Here is a 3758-nt window from a genome sequence, read left to right as displayed (position 1 = left end):
GGTCAGGGTTGGGTGATGAGAGGCGGGCAAACGGGTCGCGGGATGGATGACGAACGAAGTGCCGCCATCGTAGCGAAGGGAACGCGGGAGTTTCCGGATTTCTGCGCGCCCCCTCCCCCTACGCAGCGATTACCAACTCACTCGCGAACCCGTATCCGTCGCGCAAGTCGACGAGACCACGTTGCCCGCCGAGTCGATGACCTGACCGGCGATCGTGCTGGTGAAGCTGTTGCCATCGGCAGACAAGGTGCGGGTTCCCTTGGCCTTCTGCGTTCCGGCGAACGTGCCGTCGGGATTGAAGCGCATGAGCACCAGGGTAAAGCTGTAGCTGTCGCCGGGCTCGCGCTGCCAGGTTCCCAGTCCGGAGGTTCCGGTGGCAGCGGGGCGAGAGCTTTCGAACGACGCCGTGCCTCCGCTGTTGAACACGGACAACCCCTTGAGGCGGGTCAGCACGGCACCCGTGTGGCAGTCCTTGGCGGCGGCCGTCGACTCCCATACGCCGACGATGGGGTCCGTCGCGCCGACCGGATGGCCCCCGGCGCCTGCGGCGGCAAAGGCGTTCCCGAAACCGTCCCCGCCGCTGCACGTCTGGATCAGCATCATGGTCACGGCGACCGATGTGCTCACGAGGGTGAACGTGTAGAGGGCTTGGGGCCTGAGGCGCTTGAGGCGTTCGAGGAGCTTGACCATGACTGCCTCCAGGAGTTGAGGGCTGCCTGGCCGGCAACGCCGACCAGCGTCTTGCACCTTCGGCGCTTTCAGGCTCCTCGTCACGAAGCAATCCTTGAAAGATTCCTGAAAAAGGCCTGAAATTCAGCCATGTTCGACCCAGACGCCTACGAGTTCGGCGGGTTCGTGCTGCAACGGTCGCAGCAGCGGGTGCTGCGCGGCGACGGCACGGCGGTCGAGCTCACGCCGCGCCTGTTCAGCGCCCTCCTTTTCTTCGTCGAGCATCCCGGCGAGTTGCTCGACAAGGAGCGCCTGTTGCAGGCGCTCTGGCCTGGCCTGGTGGTCGAGGAAAACAACCTGAGCCAGGTCGTGGCGGGCTTGCGGCGGGCCCTGGGCGACGACACGCAGGGCAGCCGCTTCATCCAGACCGTGCCTCGGCGCGGGTTCCGCTTCGTTGCGCCCGTCGTCAGGCAGGCCGACGCCGACGCGACGAAGGTCGCTGCAAAGATCGAGGCGCTTGCGCCGGCGCCCGGTTCGCCTCCAGCGGATCCCGCGCGGCGCCGCCGATTGCGCCTGGCACTGGGGGCCGGCGCGGCGATCGCCTTGGGCGGCTCCGGTTGGTGGGCCTGGCACCGCCCGCCGCCCGAGCCAGCCTCCATCGCCACCCTCGCCGTCCTGCCTTTCAAACCGCTCGAAGCGACCAACCGGGACGAACTGCTGGAGGTCGGGATGGCCGACAGCCTGATCGCCAGGCTCTCCACCGTACCCGGGCTGGTCGTGCGCTCGACCGGTTCCGTGCTGCGCTATGCCGGCGCAGGCCAAGACCCGGTGCGTGCCGCGCGGGAACTCGAGGTGACCTGGATCGTCGACGGCTCGCTGCAGCGGCGCGGCGATCTGGTACGCGCCACCGCCCGCCTGCTGCACGCGTCCGATGGCGTCGCCGCCTGGAGCGGCGGATTCGACGAGACGTTCACGAGCGTTTTCGAAGTGCAGGATCAGATCTCGAATCGGGTGGTGCAGGCGTTGCTGCCGGTGCTGCACCCGCGAGTCGGCGCCGCCCCCCCACTGTCCGAGATCGGCGGCACGCGCGACATGGAGGCCTATCAGCTCTACGTGGCTGCCCGGTGGCAGGCTCGGGGTGGCCGCGCCGCCGAAATCGAGAAAGGCATCGCGCTGCTCAACCAGGCGCTCAGCATCGACCCCGCCTATGCGCTGGCTTGGGTGGAACTGGCCTATCTCTACCGCCGCAAGATATGGATCGCCGATGCATTGGCCTCGGAGGTTTTCGAGCCGGGCAACGCAGCGCTACGGCGTGCGCTTGCACTGGCCCCCGATCTGGCGGATGCCCATGCCGGCCTCGCCTTCAGCCGCCATTGGTTCGATTTCGACTGGCCTGGCGCCGAGCAGGCGTATCGCCGCGCGCTGACGTTCAACCCCAACACGGCGGCCGGCCATTGGGGCCTGGCAACCCTGCTCCTGAGCCAGGATCGCCTCGCCGAGGGCTTCGCGCATCAGCGCACGGCGCGGTCGCTCGACCCCATGTCCCCGATGTTCAACACGGTGGAAGGGAGTTGCTTGTTGGCCAACGGGCAGCTGGCAGAGGCTCGGGCGAGGCTGAACCGGTCGCTTGAAATTGCGCCGAACCTGTGGCTGACCCATCTGGCGATCGGCTTGCTGCACATGGCCGAGCAGCATCCGGACCAAGGCATTGCCGCCATCCGGCGGGCCGTGGCGCTGTCCGACGGCACCACCCGGCCCCGCTCCGTGCTGGGCGTGCAACTGGCACGTCTCGGCGAAACCGAAGAGACGCGACGGATCCTGATCCAGCTGCTTGCTGAATCGAAGACGCGGTACGTCACACCGACGTCGATCGCATCGCTGCACGCCGCGCTGGGTGAGGCGGCGCCGGCGCTCGCGGCACTGGAGCAGGGCTTCATGACGCGCGACACCCGAATGATCTTTTTGAAGGACGATCCGCACTGGACCCCCCTTCGATCGGAGCCACGCTTTGCGGCCCTCATGAAAACGCTCAAGCTGGATCGCTATGGGCCTGGCCTGGCGCCGATCTGATCGCGCTGAAGGCCGGGCCGTTCAAGCCTGAGCCTGTGGGGCATCTCCCATTCGATTCAGTATCCGTTCGGCATTGGCTCGCTCGGAGGCAGGGCCGCGAGCACCTTCTCGGCCTCCGAGAAAACGTCACCGATGTAGGCACCGGCCGGCCCTTGCGCAAATTGGTCAACCACCGCTTTGGCCGGCAGCACCATCGATGGGCTGCCGAGTTCGTGGCACCCGGACACGGCGAACGCGATGCAAACGAAAAACATCGCTGCGCGAGTTGCGCTGATGGGCTTCATGACGTTTCTCCCAGGGCTACACCGCGAGATTAGGTGATCGCCCTCGGCGCGTCGTCATCGGAAGAGATGACGAACCGAGCGAGGCTCCTATCACCCGGCGGCATCCGGACAAACCCTGCTTTCCGGCCCGGTTCTTGCAGTTCCAATCAAAAATGACCGAAAATTTCCCCACTGACTTAGTTTTGTAAATTAATTTACATCGGACGCGCCTTCCAAGGTGCACGAACCCACGCATGAGCACCAACGTCGACACCCCGGGCACCACCGTGGCCCAGCGCATTGCGCAGGCCTTGCCGCGACTGACCCGCTCGCACCGGCAAGTGGCCGACTACGTGCTCGAACACCCGCTGCAGGTCGCGACGCTGCCCATCGACGAACTCGCCGCCGCCGTGGGCGTGTCGATCGCCACGGCCAACCGTTTTGCTCGCGCGCTGGATTTCGATGGCTACGCCACCTTTCGCGCGGAGCTCGTCCGAGGCTTCGAGCCGCTCGTGGCGCCGGTGGAGCGATTGCGCGGCAACCTCGAGCGCCCCACCACCGTGGCCGAGGTGTTCGCCACCGCCCTCGACGAGAGTCGCCGCAACATCGAAGCCACGCGCCAGACGCTCGACTACGCCGCCTGCGACGCCGCGGTGCAGCGCATCGGCCGGGCGCGCTCGATCTACATCGCGGGCTTCGGCGCCAGCGGCTGGCTCGCGGGCCTGCTGCAGCACGGGCTCGACGGCAGCTGCAACG

Annotated in this window: 4 protein-coding genes; 2 read left to right on the top strand and 2 right to left on the bottom strand. The window is 67.0% G+C overall.

Annotation, left to right across the window (positions count from 1 at the left end; all coding sequences use genetic code 11):
- Window positions 1–129: 129 nt before the first annotated feature.
- A complete protein-coding gene (locus AC1D2K_RS31665; protein WP_478094019.1) occupies window positions 130–690 on the bottom strand; it encodes a hypothetical protein in 561 nt (186 codons plus the stop codon).
- A 129-nt stretch (window positions 691–819) separates the two neighbouring features.
- On the opposite strand from AC1D2K_RS31665, the gene AC1D2K_RS31660 reads away from it, so the two are divergent.
- On the top strand, window positions 820–2739 hold the full coding sequence (locus AC1D2K_RS31660; RefSeq protein WP_478094017.1) for a winged helix-turn-helix domain-containing protein: 1920 nt from the start codon (window positions 820–822) through the stop codon (window positions 2737–2739).
- A gap of 56 nt (window positions 2740–2795) precedes the next feature.
- Here the strand turns inward: AC1D2K_RS31660 and AC1D2K_RS31655 are convergent, their stop codons facing one another.
- Complete coding sequence (locus tag AC1D2K_RS31655) at window positions 2796–3023, bottom strand: hypothetical protein (RefSeq protein WP_478094015.1); 228 nt, start codon at window positions 3021–3023, stop codon at window positions 2796–2798.
- A 233-nt stretch (window positions 3024–3256) separates the two neighbouring features.
- Between AC1D2K_RS31655 and AC1D2K_RS31650 the strand changes: the two genes are divergently transcribed.
- The coding region (locus tag AC1D2K_RS31650) for a MurR/RpiR family transcriptional regulator (RefSeq protein ID WP_478094013.1) at window positions 3257–3758 on the top strand (502 nt) is incomplete at its 3' end.

Source organism: Variovorax sp. P1_H12_2 (assembly GCF_056405335.1).
This window is presented reverse-complemented; position numbering and strand designations above follow the sequence as displayed.